Source organism: Singulisphaera chitinilytica (assembly GCF_049331405.1).
Classification (GTDB): Bacteria; Planctomycetota; Planctomycetia; order Isosphaerales; family Isosphaeraceae; genus PoT.
This window is the reverse complement of sequence record NZ_CP186274.1, coordinates 142248-164710: the sequence shown is the minus strand read 5'-3', so window position 1 is coordinate 164710 and position 22463 is coordinate 142248. Positions and strand designations below refer to the sequence as shown.

The 22463-nt window shown below is 66.5% G+C and carries 15 protein-coding genes; 7 read left to right on the top strand and 8 right to left on the bottom strand.

What is annotated here, in order from left to right; all coding sequences use genetic code 11:
• Window positions 1-79 precede the first annotated feature (79 nt).
• The 5 genes from gyrA to ACOYYX_RS00535 all read left to right on the top strand — a co-directional run bounded on the left by gyrA (window position 80) and on the right by ACOYYX_RS00535 (window position 7740).
• Window positions 80-2755, top strand: coding sequence for a DNA gyrase subunit A (gene gyrA / locus ACOYYX_RS00555; protein WP_422927989.1), 2676 nt, complete (start codon window positions 80-82; stop codon window positions 2753-2755).
• Between the two features lie 204 nt (window positions 2756-2959).
• A complete protein-coding gene (locus ACOYYX_RS00550; protein WP_422927988.1) occupies window positions 2960-4123 on the top strand; it encodes a hypothetical protein in 1164 nt (387 codons plus the stop codon).
• A 256-nt stretch (window positions 4124-4379) separates the two neighbouring features.
• A complete protein-coding gene (locus ACOYYX_RS00545) occupies window positions 4380-5264 on the top strand; it encodes an AraC family transcriptional regulator (protein ID WP_422927987.1) in 885 nt (294 codons plus the stop codon).
• A gap of 151 nt (window positions 5265-5415) precedes the next feature.
• A complete protein-coding gene (locus ACOYYX_RS00540) occupies window positions 5416-6681 on the top strand; it encodes an alpha/beta hydrolase (protein WP_422927986.1) in 1266 nt (421 codons plus the stop codon).
• A gap of 123 nt (window positions 6682-6804) precedes the next feature.
• On the top strand, window positions 6805-7740 hold the full coding sequence (locus tag ACOYYX_RS00535; RefSeq protein WP_422931571.1) for a PLP-dependent cysteine synthase family protein: 936 nt from the start codon (window positions 6805-6807) through the stop codon (window positions 7738-7740).
• 4 nt (window positions 7741-7744) lie between these two features.
• Here the strand turns inward: ACOYYX_RS00535 and ACOYYX_RS00530 are convergent, their stop codons facing one another.
• The gene (locus ACOYYX_RS00530; protein ID WP_422927985.1) at window positions 7745-8398 is read right to left on the bottom strand and encodes a trimeric intracellular cation channel family protein; all 654 of its coding nucleotides are present in this window, start codon (window positions 8396-8398) and stop codon (window positions 7745-7747) included.
• Between the two features lie 283 nt (window positions 8399-8681).
• Between ACOYYX_RS00530 and ACOYYX_RS00525 the strand changes: the two genes are divergently transcribed.
• On the top strand, window positions 8682-10388 hold the full coding sequence (locus ACOYYX_RS00525; protein WP_422927984.1) for an RNA polymerase sigma factor: 1707 nt from the start codon (window positions 8682-8684) through the stop codon (window positions 10386-10388).
• 98 nt (window positions 10389-10486) lie between these two features.
• On the opposite strand, the gene ACOYYX_RS00520 is transcribed toward ACOYYX_RS00525, so the two are convergent.
• The 5 genes from ACOYYX_RS00520 to ACOYYX_RS00500 all read right to left on the bottom strand — a co-directional run bounded on the left by ACOYYX_RS00520 (window position 10487) and on the right by ACOYYX_RS00500 (window position 16607).
• Window positions 10487-10900, bottom strand: a complete 414-nt coding sequence (locus tag ACOYYX_RS00520; protein WP_422927983.1) for a hypothetical protein — start codon at window positions 10898-10900, stop codon at window positions 10487-10489.
• A 189-nt stretch (window positions 10901-11089) separates the two neighbouring features.
• Window positions 11090-12475 carry a DUF1501 domain-containing protein gene (locus ACOYYX_RS00515; RefSeq protein WP_422927982.1) on the bottom strand — a complete coding sequence of 462 codons (1386 nt, stop codon included), beginning with the start codon at window positions 12473-12475 and terminating at the stop codon, window positions 11090-11092.
• Between the two features lie 24 nt (window positions 12476-12499).
• Window positions 12500-15160: a PSD1 and planctomycete cytochrome C domain-containing protein gene (locus ACOYYX_RS00510; protein ID WP_422927981.1), complete on the bottom strand. Its 2661-nt coding sequence runs from the start codon at window positions 15158-15160 to the stop codon at window positions 12500-12502.
• A gap of 95 nt (window positions 15161-15255) precedes the next feature.
• Window positions 15256-15525, bottom strand: a complete 270-nt coding sequence (locus tag ACOYYX_RS00505; RefSeq protein ID WP_422927980.1) for a hypothetical protein — start codon at window positions 15523-15525, stop codon at window positions 15256-15258.
• 35 nt (window positions 15526-15560) lie between these two features.
• Window positions 15561-16607: a DUF1559 domain-containing protein gene (locus tag ACOYYX_RS00500; protein WP_422927979.1), complete on the bottom strand. Its 1047-nt coding sequence runs from the start codon at window positions 16605-16607 to the stop codon at window positions 15561-15563.
• A 621-nt stretch (window positions 16608-17228) separates the two neighbouring features.
• Between ACOYYX_RS00500 and ACOYYX_RS00495 the strand changes: the two genes are divergently transcribed.
• Window positions 17229-18821, top strand: coding sequence for a tetratricopeptide repeat protein (locus ACOYYX_RS00495; RefSeq protein WP_422927978.1), 1593 nt, complete (start codon window positions 17229-17231; stop codon window positions 18819-18821).
• 42 nt (window positions 18822-18863) lie between these two features.
• Here the strand turns inward: ACOYYX_RS00495 and ACOYYX_RS00490 are convergent, their stop codons facing one another.
• Both ACOYYX_RS00490 and ACOYYX_RS00485 read right to left on the bottom strand, forming a co-directional pair.
• Window positions 18864-19499, bottom strand: a complete 636-nt coding sequence (locus ACOYYX_RS00490; protein WP_422927977.1) for a DUF1264 domain-containing protein — start codon at window positions 19497-19499, stop codon at window positions 18864-18866.
• Between the two features lie 364 nt (window positions 19500-19863).
• On the bottom strand, window positions 19864-22344 hold the full coding sequence (locus tag ACOYYX_RS00485) for an HD domain-containing phosphohydrolase (protein ID WP_422927976.1): 2481 nt from the start codon (window positions 22342-22344) through the stop codon (window positions 19864-19866).
• Window positions 22345-22463: the final 119 nt, after the last annotated feature.

The following is a 22463-nucleotide window of genomic DNA, read 5'->3' as shown; positions in this document are numbered from 1 at the left end:
AACCCTTGACCAGCCACGAACTTAGGTTCGACAATTTGGCGTCCCGGGGCGTGGCGACCGACGAGGGAGCGACTTGACTGTGAGCACAGCCGTACCGCCGGCCGACCCGCAACGGCCATTGCCCTTGAGTATCGAGGAAGAGCTCAAGGAAAGTTACCTCAATTATGCGATGTCGGTCATCGTCAGCCGCGCCCTGCCCGACGTGCGCGACGGCCTGAAGCCGTCGCAGCGGCGGATCCTGACGGCGATGCTCGACCTCGGCCTCTCCCCCGGCGGCAGCACCAGCAAGTGCGCGGGCATCGTCGGCGAGACGATGAAGCGGTATCACCCGCACGGCGACAACTCGATCTACCCGACCCTGGCCCGCATGGCGCAGTGGTGGAACATGCGCCACCTGCTGATCACCGGGCAGGGGAACTTCGGCTCGATCCACGGCCTCCCCCCGGCGGCCATGCGGTACACCGAGGCCAAGCTCAGCCCGGTCGCCGCCGAGATGCTCGAGGACATCAAGCTCGACACGGTCGACTTCCAGCCGAGCTACGACGAGAAGCACCAGGAGCCCCGGGTCCTCCCCGGCAAGTTCCCCAACCTGCTCGTCAACGGCTCGGGCGGCATCGCGGTCGGCATGGCGACCAGCATCCCCCCCCACAACCTCGGCGAGGTCTGCGACGCCGTCGTCGCCTACATCGACGACCCGCAGATCGAGCTCGACGAGCTCCTCGAGATCATCCCCGCGCCCGACTTCCCCACCGGCGGGACCATCTGCGGCCGCTACGGCGTCCGCGAGGCCTACCGCACGGGCCGCGGCAAGGTGATCCTCCGCGCCAAGTACGCGATCGAGGAGCAGAAGGACGGCCGATCCCAGATCGTCTTCACCGAGATCCCGTACCAGTTGACCAAGGAGCCGCTCCTCAAGAAGCTGGCCGAGCTCGTCAACACCGACCGCGTCACCGGGGTGACGGACATCGTCGACGAGAGCGACCGCAAGCAACCGGTCCGGATCGTCGTCAAGGTGAAGAAGGGGGAAGACCCCAACGTCGTCCTCAACCAGCTCTTCCAGTACTCGCCGCTGCAGGACACGTTCAGCGTGATCATGCTGGCGCTGGTGGACGGCCGGCCCAAGACCCTGCCGCTCAAGGACCTGCTCCGGCTCTTCGTCGAGCACCGGGTCATCGTCATCCGACGCCGGACCCAGTTCCAGCTCCGCCAGGCGAAGGCCCGCGCCCACATCCTCGAGGGCTTGCTCGTCGCGTTGGCGTACATCGACGAGATCATCCGCGTGATCCGGTCGTCGGCCAACCCGCCCGAGGCCCGCGCCCGCTTGATGGGGCTCGAGGTCTCGGCCGAGATCTTACGCCGGGCGCTGAACGACCCCGAGGCCAAGGCGACCACCAGCCTGACCCGCATGCAGGCCGACGCCATCCTCGCCATGCGGCTCCAGCAGCTCACCGGCCTCGAGGCCGACAAGCTCACGCTCGAGTACAACGGCCTGCGCAAGGACATCGGCGGGTACGAGCTGATCCTCGGCGACGAGCGCCTGATCCTCGACCTGATCCGCGCCGACATGCGCGAGCTCAAGTCGCGCTACGCCAACGACCGCCGCAGCCAGATCGACCCCGAGGAGCTGGGCGACTACGACAAGGAAGCCCTGATCCGCGAAGAGTACATGGTCGTCACCGTCACGCACGACGGCTACATCAAGCGCCTGCCCCCCAGCACCTACCGCGCCCAGAACCGGGGCGGCCGCGGGATCACCGCCACGAACACCAAGGAAGGGGACTTCCTTGAATATATGTTCGTGGCCCTGACGCACGACTACATCCTCTTCTTCACCGACCACGGCAAGGTCTACTGGATCAAGGTCTACGACCTGCCGATGGCCACGCGGACCTCGGGCGGTCGCGCGATCGTCAACCTGCTCCAGCTCGCCGAAGGGGAGAAGATCACCGGCCTGATCCCGGTCCGCGAGTTCGCCGAGGACGAGTGCCTGATGATGGTCACCCGCCGAGGCACGGTCAAGAAGACCGAGCTGACGGCCTTCAGGCGCCCCCTCGGCCGCGGGATCATCGCGTTGAGCCTGGATGAAGGGGATCAGCTCATCGGCGTCGCCCGGACCAAGGCCGGAGACCAGGTGATCCTGAGCACCAGCCAGGGGATGGCCATCCGCTTCGACGAGTCCGACGTCCGCGCCATGGGCCGCCCCGCCTACGGCGTCAAGGGCATCAGCCTCGCCGACGATGACGAGGTGGTCGGCATGGTCGTCGCCAACGGCGACGACGACCCCGCGAGCCTCCTCACCGTCTGCGGCATGGGCTTCGGCAAGCGCACCGCGTTGACCGAGTACCGCTCGCAGAAGCGGGGCGGCAAGGGCCTGATCGACATCAAGACGAATGATCGCAACGGCTCTGTGGTCGCGATCGCCAAGGTGACGGAGAAGGATGAGGTGATGCTGACGACGACGGGCGGGATCTTGATCCGCACCCCGGTCGCCGACATGCGGCTCATCGGCCGAAACACGCAGGGCGTCAGGCTCATTCGCGTCGAGGAGAGCGATAGCGTCAGCAGCCTCGCCAAGCTCCCCGAGGAAGAACTCGCCGCGGGCGAGGCTCTGGATGCCGAGATTGCGGTCGCCGAGGCTCACGCCGGCGACGGCCATGAGCCGCACATCCTCGATGATGGCGTCGGCGAGGCCGAGGCCAGCGACCACACCGACGAGGCGGATGAAGCGGGCTCGGACGAAGAGTCCATTTCCTGAGTCTTATCTTCGACGGAAGGCTTGGGATGCCGCACGCTTCAATCGAGCTGCGGCATCTTATAGCCGAAACGTATGTAAAGTTTGCGAGCGCCTCGACTTTTAAAATAGGAAACCTGATGATAGGAATTTCAGTGCTGTACCAATTTCGCGTATTGCAATATCCGAAGTCTTCTCGGGCGTCGCCGGAGACACTTGGGGGAAATTATGAGCGAGGCGATCAATTCTTACGTCAAGCGCGTGAAAGACCTGGCCGAACACGTCAGGGGTAACGAGCAAGCCACCAAGCAAAGCCTGATAGGTCCACTTCTCACCACATTAGGTTATGACCTGACCGACCCCCGAGAATGCGTCCCCGAATATCGGGCGGACTTCGGCAAGGATCGATCCGTCAAGCCGATCGACTGGGCCTTCTTCCAGGGCGGTCGCCCGATCTTCTTCGTCGAAGCCAAGGAAGTCGGGAAGCGGCTCACGAATTATGACGAGCAATTAGGTGATTATTTCGCCAAGGCGACCGACGTTAAGCTCGGGATCTTGACCAACGGCGTCCAGTGGCGATTCTTCACCGACGTCACCCATTCGAACGTCATGGATAAAGAGCCGTTCATCAAGTGGGACGTGCTCTCCGACGAGGAGCCTCCGTATGACTTCCTGACGCTGCTCCACAAGTCGCAATATAATCCCCAGCTCATCCGCACCTTCGCCGAGCGCAAACACGCGCAGAACCTGCTCGTCGCGGAACTCAGCCGCCTGCTGGAACCGTCGGTCGATCTCGTGCGGTTGGCCGTGACCAATATCGAGACGCGGATGCTGACGAAATCCGTGCTCGACTTCTGGAAGCCGGTCGTCGCCAATGCATTGGAGGAATGGGTCAAGCAGCGCATGCTGTCGATGGTCCTGAGCAGCCCTCCGCAGCCCGAGGCGCCGACCAATGGCGGGGCGGCCGCGGCATCCCGGATCGAGACGACCAAGGAAGAACTCGACGGCTTCGCCACGGCCCAACGGCTGCTCGGCGCCGATCGCCCGATCGCCTATCTGGACACCGTCTCCTACTTCAAGGTCCACCTGCCCGAGCGGCATACGTGGGTGATCTGTCGATTCTATTTCGACAGGAAGCGCCCATGCGTCTGGTTCCCGATGTCCCCGGACCTGACGCAGCAACTCGTCCCGACGCTGACCGTGACCGTCCCTCAACTCGGATGGTCGTGCGTCAACCTGGGCTCCTTCGAGGATCTCGAGCTCCTCGGCGACGTCTTCCGATCCTCCTGGGACCAGCAGCGGCAATTGCGCCCGGCCGTCGCCGCCAATGGTGAATCCCCCATCGAGGCGGAACTCGTCGAAGCCCAGTCTTCCCTTGCCCCCGAGAATTGATCTCCCTATCACGTCTTAGCTCGTCCGTCGACGTGCAGAATCGACGGGCTCGCCAATTTGGATTACGGAATCAATAAGCCCCGCCTGAATGGCGGGGCTTTTTCGTTGCTTGATCTCGGCTATGCGGGCGAGTCATGGCCCAGCGTGGATTGACGCTTCGCGCCCTGTTTCTCGACGAGATTCGAACAAAGAGCAACATCTGCCAGGACAAGCCTCCTCGCCGAGGATAGTCTCTCCGGGAACAGACAAGGAGGCGATGGTGGATGACTCGGCGGTTGAGAACTATTTGGCTCGGTTCAGGCGGGTGCTCGAGTTTATCGGCGAGCATGTCGACGAGGACCTGAGCGTCGAGATGCTGAGCGGCGTCGCGTCGTGCTCGAAGTTTCATTTCCACCGGCAATTCTCGGGGTTGCTGGGGGTGACGGTTTTTAAATATGTGCAGATCGCCCGGTTCAAGCGGGCGTCCTACCGGCTGGCGTTTCGCGACGACTCGGTCATCGAGGTCGCGCTGGGGAGCGGGTATGAGGGGCCGGAGGCGTTTGCGAGGGCCTTCAAGAAGCTCACCGGACATGCGCCGAGCGACGTCAGGAAAAGGCCCGAGCTCGCGCTCGGGCAGCCCGGGTACGAGCCGGCCGAATCGGCGAGGAGGATGCTCATGACTTCAGAGACTGAGAATCGACAGGTCGACATTGTCAATTTCGAGGAGACCCGCGTGGCCGTCCTGGAGCATCGCGGCGACCCGACGCTGCTCGGGGCCTCGATCCGCAAGTTCATCGACTGGCGACGCAAGGAGAAGCTGCCCCCGAAGGTCAGCGATACCTTCAACCTGCTGTATGACAACCCGGCCGAGGTGCCTCCCGAGCAGTTCCGGCTGGATCTCTGCGCGGCGACCGATAAGGATCTGCCGCCGAATGACGAGGGCCTCGTCGCCAGGGTCATTCCCGCCGGTCGCTGTGCCCTGCTCCGGCACGTGGGCCCCGAGGAGGGCTTCGTCGAGGCCTTGCGCTTCATCTATGCGGAGTGGCTGCCGCAGAGCGGCGAGGAACTCCGCGACTTTCCGCTCTTCTGCAAGCGAGTCCGTTTCTTCCCGGACGTCCCCGAGCACGAGGCCGTCACCGAGATTTATCTCCCCCTGAAGTGAGGACGCCGCGAGACCTCATCGATCGATTTTCCCCTGAGATGCCGCCAGAGGCCTGGTGCGGACGCCGGTCCGAGTGCCTATGATGCGGCATTCGCGGCGAGACTTCGGACGACCCGAACGGCATCGCGGACCAAGGGGAGAGCGACACGAGATGACGACGCGCACGGCCTTCGCGTGGGTTTGCCCGCTGCTTTGCGGGCTCTGGATCCCGATGGTTGCCAACGGCGAGGAACCGCTCTCGCCCAGGTTGCTGGGGGAGAAGCTGGCGGCCAAACCCGACGGGGAGGCCGCCGAGAAGCTCGCGAAGTCCGTGCGAGACTGGTTCGGCAAGGACGAGCTCACTCGCGGGGCTCGCCCCAAGGTCGACGCCCTCGACGTGGCCTGGGCCATCGAGACGACCGAGCCGCAGGATGGCGTCCGCGTGGTCTCGCAGGACGGGACGCATCAGTTCCCGCTCCTCCGCATCGGCCAGACTCACGCCTATGCGGCCCACATCTCCTTGCCCGAGGGGGCGGCCCTGCGCTGGGTTTATGAGGTGGGAGGGAAGCGGGTCGATCGTCGCGGCAATCGCGGGACCAATGATCTCGAGGTCTACACCGAGCACGCCGACAGTCGACCCAGGCCTGATGTTCCCAAAGGGACGCTGACCCAGCCGCCCGCCTGGAAGAGCAAGGTCTTCGCCGGCACGACCCGCGACTGGTGGGTCTACGTCCCCGAGCAGGCGAAGGCCAAGCCCGACGAGCCCTCGTGCGTCATGGTCTTCCAGGACGGCGCGGGCTACAAGGACTTCGTCCCCACGGTCTTCGACAACCTGATTGCGCAAGGGGACATGCCCGTCACCGTGGCCATCTTCATCAACCCCGGCCAACTCCCCGGGCCCGAGGGACGTCGTCAGCGCAGCGTCGAGTACGACACCCTCTCCGACGCCTACACCCGGTTCCTGCTCGAGGAGATCCTCCCCGAGGTCGAGAAGACGGTGAAGCTCCGCCACGACCCCGAAAGCCGGGCGATCGCCGGCATCAGCAGCGGCGGCATCTGCGCCTGGACAGTCGCCTGGGAACGGCCCGACGCCTTTAGTAAAGTATTATCATGGGTCGGGAGCTTCACGAATATCGCCAGCGGCAAGACGGTCCGCGAAGGGGGGCACAACTACGAGGCCCTGATCCGCAAGACGCCCAAGAAGCCGATCCGGGTCTTCCTCCAGGACGGGGCGAACGACCTCGACAACGCCAACGGGAACTGGCCGCTCGCGAACCAGCAGATGGCGAAGTCGCTGGCGTTCGCCGGGTACGACTACCAGTTCGTCTACGGCCAGGGGTTCCACAGCAACAGGCACGGCCGGGCGATCATGCCCGACTCGCTGCGTTGGCTCTGGCGCGACCTCGCCCCGAAGGCGAAGGGCCCATCATCGAAGTGACGCGGAGTCCCGATTGTCGCCGATGGCCTGGCCCTCGGCGACGCGATCGGGAACAATGGCGGGGCCCGACGGATCGGGAAACATCGGCCGATATGGTTTCCTCTCGAGGTTTCGACCGTGAGCATGATCGTGCGTCTCCCCGACGTGAACCGCTATCTCGACCGGACGGCCCCGACCCCGCTGGTGCCGGTGCGACTGGACCCGGCGGGCCCCTTGATCTGGTGCAAACTCGAGTTCCTCAACCCGAGCGGCTCGACGAAGGATCGGATCGCCAACTTCATCCTCAGCAAGGCGCTCCGCCGGGGGGACGTGCGGCCGGGCGGGACCGTCGTCGAGGCCTCCAGCGGCTCGACGAGCATCGCCATGGCGCTGGCCTCGGCGCAGATGGGGCTGCACTTCGTCGCGGTGATGCCGGAAGGGGTGAGCCAGGAGCGCCGCCTGATCATCGAGTCTTACGGCGGCGAGGTCGTCTTCTCCCCCAGGGCCGAGGGGATCCGAGGGGCACTCGCCGGGGCCGAGCGTGAGGCCGCCGCGCGCGGGGCTTACCTGCCGCTCCAGTTCGTCAACCTCGACAACCCGAGCGCCCATCGCCACCAGACCGCGCAGGAGATCATGGGGCAGATCCCCGGGGGCTGCGTCGACGGCGTGGTCAGCGGCGTGGGGACCGGCGGCACGCTCGTCGGGCTCTGCCAGGGGTTCGCCGACTACGGCTGCCGGGCCGCGGCCTTCGCCGCCAGGCCGATCTCGGGGATGGCCCTCGAAGGCGCGGAGTGCTGCTCGTTCAGCGGGCGGATCCCGGGCGTCGTCGAAGGGCTCTCGACGATCTACGCCGAGCATCGCCCCCCTGACCTCGTCGAGCTGGACGTGGCCGACGACGAGGCCCTCGAGACCGCACGTCGCCTGATCCGCAAGGGGTTCCCCGTCGGGCCTAGCTCCGGCCTCAACTTCCGCGCGGCGATCATGGCCGCCGAACGCCTCGGGCCCGAGGCCCACATCGTCACCGTCTTCCCCGACCGGATGGAGCGGTACTTCTCCACCGAGCTGTTCCGCAAGGCCTGAGCCGTCAGGACTTCGTCGCCCGCCCATCGGGATCCGGCCCGTCTTCCTGCCAGGTGAAGACGGGCAGGCGGAGCTTCCAGCGGATGGCGGCGAGCCTCAGCCCGGCGATCGTTGTCATGCCGACGATCGCCGCGATTGACCGGTCGAGCCCCGCCCCGTCGAGCGTCAGGTAGATCGTCGTGCCGGCGATCGCGGGGATGGCGTAGAGGTCGGTCGTCGGCCGGAATAGCAGGGGGATCTCGCCGCAGAGCACGTCCCGCAGCACGCCCCCCGCCGCGCCCGTGATGGTCGCCATGACGACGACGATGATCGAGGGCAGGTGTCGCTCCTCGATCACCCGCGCTCCTCCGATCGTGAAGAAGGCCAGGCCGAGCGCATCGGCGATCAGCAAAAAGGCCAGCGGGGGACGGCGGAACCGGACGTAGATCAGGGTCAGCAAGGTCGACCCGAGGATCACCCAGAGATACCCGGGGTCGGCGATCCAGAAGATCGGGTGCCGGTTCAGGAGGAGGTCGCGGATCGTCCCGCCGCCGATCGCCGTGACGACCGAGATCACGACCACGCCGAGCCAGTCGAAGCTTTTCCGCCCCGCCGCCAGCGCACCGCTCGCCGCGAAGACCGCGACGCCGAGCATCCCGATGAGATATTCGATCTTCATGCCAACGACTTGAAGGGCCCCCTGCCCCGGCCGGAGTTCTCAAATCTCCAGGAGTCGCCGGGATGGCCAGCGTAGGGACCTCGGCAGGGATTGGCCAGGCCTTCCGGGGAAAATCGCTCTGGGGAGTGCGCGATCGTCGGCGGATTTTCGGATGATCTCACGGCGAGGGAACGCCTGGAGATGGAATTCCGGATTTGTCGAGGAAAGTGGGAATAATCGGGGAGGGTTCCGGCACTAAGGGAGGTTTCAACGTGGGAGGGCCGGATTGATGGGGCTCGGGCCGATGGAATCGGCGCTGCCGAAGGACCTGGACACGCTCTGGCGGGTCGGGTCGGTCGGCGGGCTGTCGGATGGGGAGTTGCTCGACCGCTTCCTACTCGGGGGCGATGGGGCCGACGAGGTCGCCTTCATGGCCCTGGCCGCGCGGCACGGGCCGATGGTCCTGCGCGTCTGCCGCCAGATCCTCGGCGATTCGGACGAGGCGCAGGATGCTTTCCAGGCGACCTTCCTCGTCTTCGTGCGGCGGGCCGGCGCGGTCCGCAAGCGTGAGTCGCTGGCCAGTTGGCTCCACGGCGTGGCCCGGCGGGTCGCGAGGCGGGCCCTTGTGGACGCGGCCAGGCGCCGGAAGCACGAACGCCTGAGGGCGGAGAAGGTCATGCGAGAGCGCGGCGACAAAGGCGAGGTCGAGGCCTGGCCCGAGCTGCACGACGCGATCGCACGATTGCCGGAGCGCTATCGCGAGCCGACCGTGCTCTGCTACCTCGAGGGGATGACCACCGAGGCCGCCGCGCATCGGATCGGCTGCCCGCAAGGGACGGTCCTCTCCCGGCTCGCCCGGGCCCGGGAGCGGCTCCGCACGAGCCTTTCCCGCCACGGGGCGGTCGTGCCTTCGGCGTTCCTGACCCCGGCCCTGGCCGTCGACCCTGCCCCGGCGGCGGTCCCCGCGAGCCTCCTCGTTGCGACCGTCCAGGCATCCCTCATCTTCGCGGGGCGACGTTCGGCGGTGGCCTCGTTGGCCACGACCGCCCCGGTCATCCTCGCTCGAGGAGTCCTCTCGACCATGACCATCTCCAAGATCAAGGTCCTCGGCGCCATCGGGCTTGCCGGCCTCTTCGCCGTCGGCGGTGCGCGGACGTATGGCCAGTTCGGGGGCATGGGCGGCAGCGCCCCTATTGCCCCCCGTATTAGCAAGGATCACGGCGTTCGCGCTGCCCCACGACCGAATGAGGGCGGCGACCGAGCCGAACTCGCCAGGTCGTTGGCAGCGCTCAAAGACGAGCTGTCTGCTTCGAAGGCGGAGAATCGCAGGCTTCGGAAGCAGCTTCAGTTAATCCGCGATCAGTTGAATTCGATCAATCTCGGGGGAGAGGAACCCAACCCGGATGCTGCGAATGTCGATGATGCCGCAACCAAGGCAGAAGTTGCTCTACCGCCCGATTCACGTTTCTCGCCGGATGGCGATACGCTCCTGATCAACGCACCCAAAGGTAACAAGCCTACTGGCCGCGAGAGGAGGAAGGATAAGAGCCAGCCGGTTCCACTGGGGACGGCTAACATGCCCACCGAGGCCCGGCCGATTGTAGGGCCGGGAGTCGTGGCCATGGCAATCTCGGGGCCGAAAATCACGAGGATAGTGGCAACGAATAACCTAAAAGGGACCTGGATTCCCTTCGAGTTACGCGAGCCCGTGACTACGGGCTCGGCAATGCCGATCGTGGCGCCTGGTGTGGCCGCTTATGGCCTCGGGCGATACGTTTACGCATTCAGCCCTGAGGCACTTAAGTGGGATGTCCTTGAAGTTCCTGAAGGGATCAACGCGACGCCGATCGTCGGACCGCAAACGGTCACCATCGAGGGAAAAGGCCATAGCTTTACCTTCGATGCGTCGGAGGCTAAATGGATACATGTAAACTTTAACGATGTCCTTAATAAGGTACCCAAGCAAGGGCTCGGAGAACCTGATGCAGCGAAAGAGGGGGAGAAACCTTGATTCGACCCATCGGGATCGAATGGTCCCGCCTAGAATTGAAAGGTGCCCGCGCAGGCTGCCGCTCGAGGCCGATCCCGGATCGGCCTCGGCAGCCCGCCTCACTTCTCTCGGGCCCGCAGCTCCTTGTGGCAGTTCACGCAGTTCATCGTCAGGCGGACGTAGGCCAGGGTGGTGCCGTCGATGTCCTTGGCGACGGCCTTGGCCTCGAGCTGTTCCAGGAGTTCCTGAAACTCGAACGAGTAGAAGCCATATCGCGATGAGGCCGGCCGGCTCATCGCGGGCCATTCGGGCGACTCCTTCATCGCCTTCAAAGCCCTCGCCCCTCTCTTGATCTGGATGAAGTCCTCGCGGGCGAGCCCTTCGAGGATGTTCTTGGAGTGGCCCAGCTTCTCCCGCATGAACTCGGCCCGCCCTCGCCGCTCCGCCTCTGGCTCTGCCGCGAACGCGACCGCAAGGACGCTCGCCGTCAGGCTCGCCAGGCCAATCGACCGTAACACCGTCGCTCGCGTCATCGTGCTATCTCCCGACCCCTTGGGCCCCGCCGCCATTCCGCACAGCGCTGGCGCCTTCTTAAATAGAATCATAGCGGCGATGTCTCTGCATTTCTCTCGAACAAATAAGAAAGGGCTACCGCGGCAGGGGGTTCGGTCCCACCGCGGAAGCCCCAAATCGGGTCGGGCCGGATAGTTCCAGACGCCCGCTCAGGCGATGATCTCGGTGGCCACCTCCCCGAAGACGTCGGTGAGCCGGAAATCGCGGCCGGAGTAGCCGTAGGTCAACTGGGTGTGGTCGAGGCCCATCAGGTGCAGGAGGGTGGCGTTCAGGTCGTGGATGTGCATCTTCTTATCCACGATCTTCTGGCCGTAGTCGTCGGTGGCGCCGTACGAGTATCCGCCCCGGACCCCCGCCCCGGCGAGCCACATGGTGAAGCCGTCGACTTGGTGGTCGCGGCCGTCGGCCGACTGCCCGATCGGCTGGCGGCCGAACTCGCCGCCGAAGAGGACGAGGGTATCCTTGAGCAGACCCCGGCGCTCGAGGTCCGTCAGCAAGGCCCCCACCGGCTGGTCGACCGACTTGCAGCCGCGGACCATGTCCCGGCGCAGGTTGGCGTGGTGGTCCCAGCCGGTCGACGTGACCTCGACGAACCGCACGCCCGACTCCACCGCACGCCTGGCGAGCAAGCACTGACGCCCGAAGTCGTCGGTGGCTGCCTCGCCGATGCCGTAGAGGTCCAGCGTCTCCTTCGTCTCCTTCGAGATGTCGAAGAGCTTCGGCAAGGAGCCTTGCATCCGGAAGGCCAGTTCGTACGACTGGATCACGCCGTCGAGGTCCCCCTCATCGGCCGTGTGCTGCGGCCTCGCGGCGTTGAGGTCGGCGAGCAGGTCGAGCTGCCGGCGCTGGACCTTTGCGTCCCAGCGCGAGTTCAAGACATGGCCCAGCTCGGCCTTGGAGATCGGCTGGCCCTCCTGCCCGATCCTGGCGGCCTGGAACCGGGACGGCATGAACGCATTCCCATAATTCTGAGCCCCGCCCACCCGGATCAGGGGGTTGAGCACCAGGAAGCCGGGCAGCTCCTTGTTCTCGGTGCCGAGCCCGTAGAGCAGCCACGAGCCGAGCGAGGGCCGGGCGAACCGGAACGCCCCCGTGTGGAGCTGCAAGACGGCCTGGGGGTGGTTGGGGATGTCCGTCGTCAGGCTCTTGAGCAGACAAAGCTTATCCGCGTGCTTCGCGACGTGGGGATAGAGCTCGGAGATCCACTGGCCCGACTCGCCGTGCTGCGAGAACTTCCAGGGGGAGCCGAGGTACTTGAGCGGGTTGCCCGTCCCTGCGGCGACAGGCTTGCCGTCGTCGCTCTGGAGCCTGGGCTTGTAGTCGAACGTGTCGATTTGCGAGGGGGACCCCTGCAGGAAGACGAAGATCATCCGCTTCGCCTTGGGGGCGAAGTGGGGGCCTACCGGGCCCGACGTCGAGTCGCCCCGGGCCTTCTCGTCATTCAGCAGGCCCGCGAGGGCCAGCGATCCGAATCCGCAGGCCGTCGACCTGAGCCACTGGCGCCGCGAGTGGGTAGGGCTGAAGAATATGCTCATGTTCGTGTCCTGGTCCTGGGTGGTTCAGAAGAGGTACCGGAATTCGGGGAGGGCCAGCAACGACTGGGCGAACCGCGTCCAGGCCTCGACCTTGGCGGCCTCGCCCCCCTGCCCCGAGGTTGTCGACTCGGCCAGGAAGGCTCTCACCCGCTCGCGCTCGGCCTCGGTCGGCCTGCGTGCGACGACGGCCAGGAAGGCCCTGTCGATCCGCGCGCCTTCGTCGGGGTTCGGCTCGTCGAGGAGCTTCCTGGCGAGGTGGTCTGACTGCTCCAGGACGAACGGGCTGTTCAGCAGGTAGAGTCCCTGCGTCGCGCTCGTGGTGATCTCGCGCTTGCCGGCGACGAGGCTGGGGTCGGGGAGGTCGAAGATCGCGAGGGCCTCGGGCAGGCGGTTGCGGAGGACCGGGAGGTAGACGCTCCGCTGCAGGGACGGGCGCGAGACCGGGGCGAAGTCGGAGTTGGGCCCAAGCTCCCGCAAGCCCAGCTCGATCACCGGCGAGCCTTTCGGCCGCGAGAAGTCGAGCCGGCCGTTGGCGGCGAGGATGCCGTCGCGGAGGGCCTCGGCGTCCAGCCGCTTGCGGTTCCAGCGCCAGAGCCATTCATTCGCCTCGTCCTTGGCGAGGTTCGCCGCGTCGTCCTCGCTGCCGAGCTGATAGGTCCGGCTGAGGACCAGCTCCTTGAGGGTCCGCTTGATGCTCCAGCCGTTTTCGACGAAGTCCACGGCGAGGTAGTCGAGGAGCTCGGGGTGGGTCGGCGCCTGCCCCTGGTCGCCGAAGTCGTCGACGGTGGGCACGATCCCCGCGCCGAAGAGCTTGGACCAGAGCCGGTTCACGACGACGCGGGCCGTCAGCGGGTTATCGCCCCGGGTGAGCCAGTCGGCGAGCTGGCGACGGCCGCTCTCGGCAGGGTCGATCGCGGGCGGGTTCGAGACGGTGATGACCTGAGGGAACCCTCGGGGGACTTCCGGGCCGAGCTTGTCGGCCTCACCACGCAGGCGGATGTTGATGTTCTTGGGCTTCGGGATGTCCGCCAGGCCGATCGCCGTGGCGGAGGCGGTCTTCAGGCCGTACTCTTCCTTGAGCCCGTTCAGCTTGCGGATCAGGGCGAACTGGGCCTGCTGCTTGCCCCGGATGTCCTCGAACGAGCCGGGCGCAGGTGCTGGTGTGTCGGGGGCCTTGGGCGGCTCCTCGAGCTTGGCCTTGGACTTATCTCCGGCCGCGTCGGGCAGGCCGTTGAGGATCTGAGCGAGCGCCGTCTGGTCGGGCGTCGCCGAGGCCACCGCCGCCAGGACCTCGGGCGAGGCCTGCTCGCGGAGCCGCCTCAGGCCGTCCTGCCGGCTCTGCCTCTCGCGCTCGAGTTCCTTGATGGACGCGACGAGCTTGGGGTCGACGAGGCTCGCGACGCTCGTGCCGGTGCCCGTCAGCTCGACGAGCAGGTTGGGCTGGCCGCCGTTCTGCTGACGGTTGGAGATGCCGACCTTGGCGTCGCTGTTGCGGAAGATGCCGGCCAGGGAGTAATAGTCCCCCATCGTGAACGGGTCGAACTTGTGATCATGGCAGCGCGCGCAGCCGATCGAGAGCCCGAGGATCGCGCGGCCGACGTTCTCGATCTGCTCGTCGGCGATATCCAGCAAGTACGACTCGCGATTGCGTTCGTTGATGCCCTTGGGCCCCAGCGCGAGGAAGCCGGTGGCGATGACCTGGGCGTCCCGATCGACGGGGATGCTGGCGGGCAAGAGATCCCCGGCGACCTGCTCCTTGATGAACTGGTCATACGGCTTGTCGGCGTTGAAGGCGTCGATGACCCAGTCGCGATACCGGTACGCCTGCGGGTAGACGAAGTTGCGCTCCTTGCCCGTGCTCTCGGCGAAGCGGGCGACGTCCAGCCAGTGCCGCCCCCATCGCTCGCCGTATTGCGGGGAGGCGAGGAGCTGGTCGACGATCTTCGCCCGGCCGTCACGGCTCGCGTCCTTCTCGATGGCGGCGACCTGCTCGGCCGTCGGGGGCAGGCCGACGAGGTCGAAGCTCACCCGCCTCAGCCAGACGAGGGGCTCGGCGTCCTTGACGGGCCGGAGCCCGGTCGCCTCCTGCTTCGCGAGGATGAAGCGGTCCACCGGCGACCAGGCCCAGCCGTCTTGCTTGGGACTGGGGGCCTCGCCTTTCTTCGGCGCCTGGTAGACCCAGTGCTTGCGGGCCTCCTCGAAGTCGATCTTGCGCGAGGCCGAGTATTTCCCCTCGTCGCCGCGAGGGTCGGGGGCCCCGAGGGAGAGCCATGTCTTGAAGTCGTCGATGACTTCCTGGGGCAACTGCCCGGCGGGGGGCATCTCGGGCCCCTCGTAGTTGAGCACCGAGAGGAGTTTGCTCTCACTCGGCTCCTGGGTCGAGATCGCCGGGCCGGATTGCCCGCCGATCACGAGACCGGCCTTCGTGTCCAGGCGCAGGCCTCCCCGGGCCTGGACGCTGCCCGCGTGGCAACTGTAGCAATTCTTGACCAGCACCGGCCGGATCTTCTTCTCGAAGAAGGCGATCCCCTCCTCTTTCGAGAGCTTCGCGGCCCCCGGTTCCGAGGCCGTCGCCGATCCCGCGGCGGCCAGGCCGATCCACGCGCCCGCGACGACCCGCAGGATCGGGCGTCGCGGGGCCGCCCATAAAGAGACTGTCGTTCGTAAGCGTCGTCTCACATTCATGTGATGATCTTCTCCGAGTTATGCGACGGCCGTCGGGGACGCCGGGAGGAACGCCCGCGGCCATGGTTCTATGGAGGAAACAATGAGTGGTGATTTCAGCGAAGCGACGTGGTCGTCGGCGAGGGCGAGTTGCTGGGGCGGGCCTGGGCCTGGCGTCGCTTCGCGGCGGACTTCCTGGCCGAGGGGGAGAGGCGAGGTGCTCCCCCATCCCCTTCGCCTTTCAGGCTCGCCGCCCGCAGCTTCTGGGCGTCGAGCAATTCCTCGGCCGATGCCGCCGGGATCGAGCCCTCTCCGCAGCCGGTCATGCCGAATGCGCCGGCGGCCGCCAGGGTCAAGAGTGGGACGATGTGAGTAAGTCGGTTCATTGGGATCTCTCGATCGGATGTTGATGCCGGTAGGCTCAGAGTGAGTCGGACGAGACGATCTCGCCGCCGGCACGCGTGCCGAGGCCGGAGAAGACCTGGCGATTGACCGACTCCTTGAAGAACCTGACGCTGCCGTCGGCGAAGGCCGCGTTGGCGCCCCCGGGGTGGTAGGACGAGAGGGGCTTGATGGCCGCCGTCATGTTGCCGCCGCCGAAGGCGCAGCAGAGCTTGTTGGGGGGGAGGATCGTGTTGAACCAGGTCCGGCCCATCGTGCCGTCGAGATAGCTGTATCCCTTGTAGCGCCACTGGTAGCCGCCGCTCTCGGCGATCGCGTCGTGGTTCTGCCAGTCCAGGCCGAGGCAGGCGTCGGGCAGCGTGGTGTCCGTGACCGACGGCTGGATCCGGCTCACGCCGTAGCATTCGGAGTAGCGGGTGGGGGTCGAGCCGTTGTTGATCGGCCCTGCGGCCGATTCGCCCACGAGGAGCGTGGTGCTCAGGCCGTCCGTCACCCCCTGGAACCCGACGGTCGGCAAGGCCGGGATCGTGGCCGTGCCGTTGGGCGCCCGACTGCTCGTGGTGTCGATCCTGCGGCCGAAGAGCCCGTCCCAGTTGTAGGCCTTCAGATGCCAGCTCCCGGCGTTCCAGGCGTAGTTCGTCGCCCAGTAGTTGAAGCCGAAATTATCCCGATTCTGATTGACCTCCGAAGGGCAGACGAGCGAGTTGATCTTGGTCTGGCCTACCGTCAGGCTGGCCAGGTCGTTGCTCAGGAAGTCGAGCCCTCCCAGCGCCACGTAAGGGGAGCTGAAATTCAGGGCATTGAAGAGCGCGGATTGCTCGATGTAAGGGAGCACCCCCACGAACGGCGAGATGACGCCGGGGGCCTCGCCCATCGGCAGGCTGTTGTTCGTGCTGTGATAATTGTGCACGGCCAGCGCGAGCTGCTTGAGGTTGTTGACGCACTGGGCCCGCCTCGCGGCCTCTCGGGCCGACTGCACAGCGGGCAGAAGCAATGCGATCAAGACGGCGATGATCGCGATCACCACCAGGAGCTCGATCAGCGTGAAGCCTCGACGGGTTCTCATGCTCATGATCGTCGCCTTTCATGTCACGGCGATGCGGGAGGGAGTGGGCGCAGGAGCTCCACGGCCCGCGACACGCATGGCGCGTCCGTAGCGGGTTCGAGTCGGCCTGCGGAGGGCCCGGCGCGTCCGGCCGGGCGGATCATGGACGTGGCGAGGCCCGGGCCTTGTGCCGGGGCCATGGCAGCCCGGGGAGAGGCCCGCGGTCTCGCGGTCGAGCGACGGGAATTAGCGACAACAGGATCGTGTCATTGCCGATATCCGTGTGAGAGGAGCGGCCGTCGTCGCGCCGTGAGATCCGAGACGATCCTCGAATCCACACTCCATCGCCGGTTCAAACCAGCAATAGATCAACGATCGACGTTCGTGATCATGCCTTCGCCGACATAGGCTGTCAAGTTCGAAAATCAATAATCTCGATCGAATTGGTCGAGAAACAGTATCGAGCCTCTGCCCCGCTTGCTCGAGGCCCTTTTCAGGCTTGCGTGATGGTCGCAGGAAAAGGGGGGCGACGGGGCTTTGGCTCATGGACGAGCCGACGCCTTTGGACTACCCTCGAACCGACGCGGGCGAGAGGCTCGCGTCGGTCCGGGTTCCACTCCGATCCGAGGAACTTGCCGCGCGATGGCTGCCGCACCCGCCCCGCAACCCGTCGACCCGAAGTCTCCCCCGGCCCGGCCGCGAGGGCGCCTGGCCCTGACCCTCTTCGTCGGCCTGGCGGCGGCGCTCGCGTTCGCGCTGGTGTTCACGGCCTTCGCCCCGAGGTTGCTCTTCTGGCAACTGGTCGACCTGTCCCCGAGCCCGACGAACCCGCCCGACGTCAACCGAGCTATCGACACCCTCCGCCAGGTCGAGGATCCGGGCGTCAGGATCACCACGCCGACCAACCGGGTAATCAACTGGCGCCTCCTCTTCCCCGCTCTGGCGCACTACCTGCACCTCTCCAGGACCGCCTTCCTGGCCTTGCCGTTCGTCGGTGTGTTCCTCGCCCTGGCGTATGCGGGTTGGGTCGTGGCGGTCGGCTCGGGCGATCGGCGGCTTGCGTTCCTGGCGACGGCCCTGGCGGGGACGGCGTCGTGGTTCTTCGTCTCCACGGGCTGGCTCGCCTACTTCGACGCCTGGTATGTCCTGGGGATGCTCCTGGCGTCGTTCACGCCGTCGAGGTGGATCCTTTTCCTCGTCGCCCTGCTCTCGCCCTGGGTGGACGAACGCTTCCTGCTAGCCTTGCCCCTCTGCCTCGTGGTGCGAGGGATCGGCCTCGGGATGGGGTGGGGAGCGGGACAGGGACGGGAGCCGGGACGCATCAAGGTCGGCTCACGCCTCATGGGGGAGCTGGGGCTCTGCGTGCTGGCCGCGTTCCCGTACGTCGCGGTCCGACTGGCGTCGCTGGCGCTGGATCGGCACGAGAGCTCGGCCGCGCACGTCAAGGAGCACCTCGCAACCTTGCCGGGCTTCGGCTCGCTGCTCGAGGGGCTCTGGTTCGGGCTCCGGCTCGATTGGGCATTCGTGGCCGTCGCCGTCGCGGCGACCTTCGTCAGGCGAGGCTCGCTCTGGGGCGTCGGGCTGTTCCTGATGATCCTGGCCACGCTCGCGACGAACCTGGCGATGGCCCACGACCTCAGCCGATCGGTCTCGACGCTGATGCCGGTCGTCGTGCTGGGGATGGTGTTGCTCGCCCGGTCGCCGAGGCGTCACGTCGCCTGGATCTTCGCGGGTCTCCTGCTCGGCAACCTCGCCCTCCCCGCCGCGCACGTCGTCGCGGGCTGGGATGACCGGATCCGGCTCCATAACCTCTTCAGCGAGTGGAAGGGGTACACGATGCCCAGCTCGCTCTCGGCCGAGGTCGCCGTCTCACGCGGCAAGTCGTATATGGAACGCAAGGAGCTGCCGAAGGCCCTCGAGTGCTTCGAGAAGGCGGTCCGGGATTTCCCCGACCTCGCCCAGGGGCACCTCCAACTCGGGATGTGCCTGCATCGGATGGAGCGCCTGAACGAGGCGGAGGAGGCGTTCAGCGTCGCCGTCAAACGCTTCCCCGACGAGCCGATGTTCGTCTACTTCCGGGGCCTCGTGCGGTTCTCGCTCGGCATGGAGGCGGGTGCGGAGCGGGACCTGCAGAGGGCCCTCGATCTGGCCCCGCCGGGGGCCTACTTCCGCCCCGACACCGAGCAGAAGCTCGCCCAGTTGAGGGCCCGCGCCGCGAAGGCTTCACCCCGCTGAGCGCGGCCTCAGCCGTCCCATCTTCCATCAACGCGTCCCGACTTACTCGCGGGTTCCGGTCGACGACCGGGCCCGACCCAGCTCGGGGGGGAGCTTGGCGTCGGCGGGGAGGACCAGGGGCTTCTCCCCGGTGACGGCCCAGAAGAGCTTCGCCGGGCCCTGGGGATACTCGGCCCCTTCGACCCAGGTGTGGTAGATCTTGCCCCAGAGCGTGCGGACCTGGGCCAGGGTCTTCTTCTCGTCCTCGCCCGACTGCGTCAGGCTCCGGATCAAGGAAGAGTCAACCTCGTACTTATGATCATGCCAGTAAGCTCGCTCCTCTTCGGGCATGGAGCGGTAGACCTCGTCGGTGACGAGGTACTCGACGCCGATCAGCTTCGCGTCGGGGCCCGTGCCGTCGTAGAGCAGGCACTGGCTGACCCGGTCGTTGACCGGCTTGCAGTAGTGGTAGGCCACCTGCGAGTTCGTCGGCCGGTCCTTCTGGAGGTGGACCCCCGCGAAGGCGAGCGGGCAGTGGATCACCTCGGCGATCGGCGCCTTGACCCCTGCGGTCGACGCCCCGTGCCCTTCCCCGCTCGCGTGCGCCGGGGCCGGCCCCCGCATCAGGGCCGCGCCGATCGTCGCGCCCGCCAGGAACGCGGCCGACGACAATACCAGGCGAGACGATGTCTTGAGCATGTGAAAGGCTCCGAATGAGTAAGCGTGGCCGAATCCGCAGCGATTCGGCGTCATCGTGGGTGCCGGGTCATGCCCCGCGTATTAAGGGTTGTGTCGACACCCGCGACTGTCAAGTTCGAAGATGGAAGAGGATTTTGATTTCCGAATCTCTACGATGTTCGAGAGATTGGTAATCTTTGTGGCGTGATCACGAAGGGATGCGCCAAGGTGAACATTGCGGCATCCATTCCTGACGTTGCGTCTGGGCAAGCCGGCATGGAGACGTAAAGCCGGGCGGAGGAAGGGATCCGCAAGCGTGGGCGCCCGACCCTCACGTGACGCCCGAGGGCAGGACGGGGTTGGCGAGGGTACGTCCCCGCCGGGATCAGCAGGGCGGGAGTTCGCGCTCGATGATCTCGAGGAAGGACCGCACGACGTTGGGGTCGAGGTGGTTGCCGGAGAGCCCGCGGATGTGCTCGATGACCTGGGTGTCGGCCCATCCCTTGCGATAGGGGCGGTCGGAGCAGAGGGCGTCCCAGATGTCGGCGACGGCGAAGATCCGCGCGGAGATGGGGATCTCATCCCCCTTCAACCCTTGCGGATAGCCGGTGCCATCCCACTTCTCGTGGTGGTAGTAGGGGATCTCGATCGCCTTGCCGAGGAAGGGGATCGACCTGAGCATGTCGAACGCGTAGATCGGGTGCCGGCGCATGATCTCCTGCTCGCGCTCGTCGAGCGGCCCCGGCTTGTGCAGGATGGCGTCGGGGATGCCCATCTTGCCGATGTCGTGCAGCAAGGCACCCCGGCGGATGTGGACGAGATCCTCGTCGTCGACGTCCATCGCCCTGGCCAGGCGCAGGGTCAGCTCGGTGACGCGTTTGGTGTGCCCGACGGTCTCGCGGTCGCGGAGGTCCAGGGCGTGCGACCAGCCTTCGATCGTCGCGTCGTAGGCGAGGGTCAGCTCCCGGTTCGAGCGCTGGAGGTTCTCGAAGAGCGAGGCGTTGTCGATGGCGATGGCCGCCTGGCCGGCGAGGGTCTCGAGGTACTCGGACCACTCGGAGTCGATCGCGAAGGCGGTCCGCTGGAAGAGCTCGAGCACCCCCTTGACCTGCCCCTTGGCCAGGAGCGGGATGATGGCGCATGCCCGGAAGCCTTCCTCGGGGGGCATCAGGTTTCGCTTGGCGACCCCTTCGGACTGGAGCAGGTCGAGGACGTAGATCGCCCCCGAGCTGTTGAGGACCGCCCGGCTCGACCACCCGTCGCCCAGGATCGGGCCCTTGCGCTGGACCTCGTCGGTGAGGAAGCCCTTGCCGGCCGTGTATTCGAGGCTCCCGGTCTTGCGGTCGTAGAGCAGGACGGCGGCGGCGTCGACCTTGAGCTGCCCGAGGATCTGGTCGAGGAGGATCTCCAGGATCCGCCTCGAGTCGAGGGTCGAGGCGATCGCCATGTCGATCACGCGGAGGGCGGCGAGCCGTTCGAGCCGGCGTTCGAGCTGGTTGTTGAGCCGCTGGATCTCCTCTTCGGCCTGCTTCTGGTCGGTGATGTCGCGACCCGCCGAGTAGAAGACCCCTTCCTCGGGGACGGGGACCGTGATCCATGAGAACCAGCGGAAGGAGCCGTCCTTGTGCAGGCAGCGGCATTCATGGTGGGCGGCGGGCTTCTGGAAGGCGAGCCCGGCCAACCCCCGGATGGCGGCCTCTCGGTCGTCGGGATGGATCAGGTCGAAGAATTCCCGCCCCACGAGCTCCTCGGAGGTATAGCCGAAGTTCCGCTCGACGGCCGGGTTGACGTGCCGGATGCGGCCGTCGAAGCCGGCGATGACGAGCTGCTCGAGCGCGATCGAGAAGAACCGCTCCTGCTCCTCCCGGGCCATCCTCTGCTCGGTGATGTCGTGGTGGCTCACGACCGCACGCGCCTTCCCCTGCACCGCGAACGGGCTCACGCGGGCGAGGAACCAGCGCCTCTGGCCGTCCTGGACGCACGGGTATTCCTGGGTGACGGTGGCCTGGCCCCCCGAGAGGATGTCTCGGACGCCCGAGGCGAACTGGGCGGCGCCTTCCTCGCGATGGCTCGCGGCCTCGTCGCAGATGTCGAGGAAGTTGCCCCCTTCGCAGGCGTTGGCGTAGTGCGCCGGGTTCCTGGCGGCGAAGTCGCGCCAGGCCCGGTTCACCGCCAGTATCGTCCCCCCATGGTCGATCACGGCGATCCTCGCGCCGAAGGCATCGACGACGGAGAGGGCGAACCAGTCCGGATCCTCGACCACCGGCCTTGGGGCCCAGCCCATCGCGCCGAACCTGGGGCCGGACGGGTCGATCTGCCCCCCCTGTCCCGGACCGCCGCTCCCCGAGTCTCCGACCTCTCGAGTCAGCTCGGCCATCGCCATGACGGCGAGGTCGTCGAGGGGCTCGAAGTCGGCATCGACCCACTCGCGCGGGGCGGTGTCGAAGACCCAGAGGATGCCGACGGTCCGCCCCTTGGGGCTGAGCATCGGGACGCCGAGGCAGGATCGTACCTCGCTGGCGGCCGCGGTCATGCGGTTCAGCTCGGTCCCCGCCCAGGTGGCGAGGCCCAGGTCGTTGACCGCCAGCGGGGCGCCGCCCTCGAGAAGCCGCTCGGTGAGGCTTTGGCCCATCGGCGAGCGGAACCAGGCGGGCAGCTCGGGGACGAACGGGGCGGCGGCCTTCCCCTCGGGCGAATCCTGTTCGAAGTCCACGAGCGCGATCGGCACGCGCGCGAGGCGGCAGGCCAGGCGGTTCAGCCGCAGGATGCAATGTTCCGCCGGCTTGCGCGGCCCACTACTGGAAGTATTCGCACCGTGCGGGATGTTGGCTTGGACTTCGGATCCAGGGATATTCGAAGGATCCATTCCCCGGTTCGTCCTCAGTTTGACGGTAACTGTGCCATCATGCGGAGCGGGACCTGGGAGCACGACGAGCAGGACTCGATGATGTCGCCGGCATCGAGGCGTGGTCCCCGGCCTTCTGC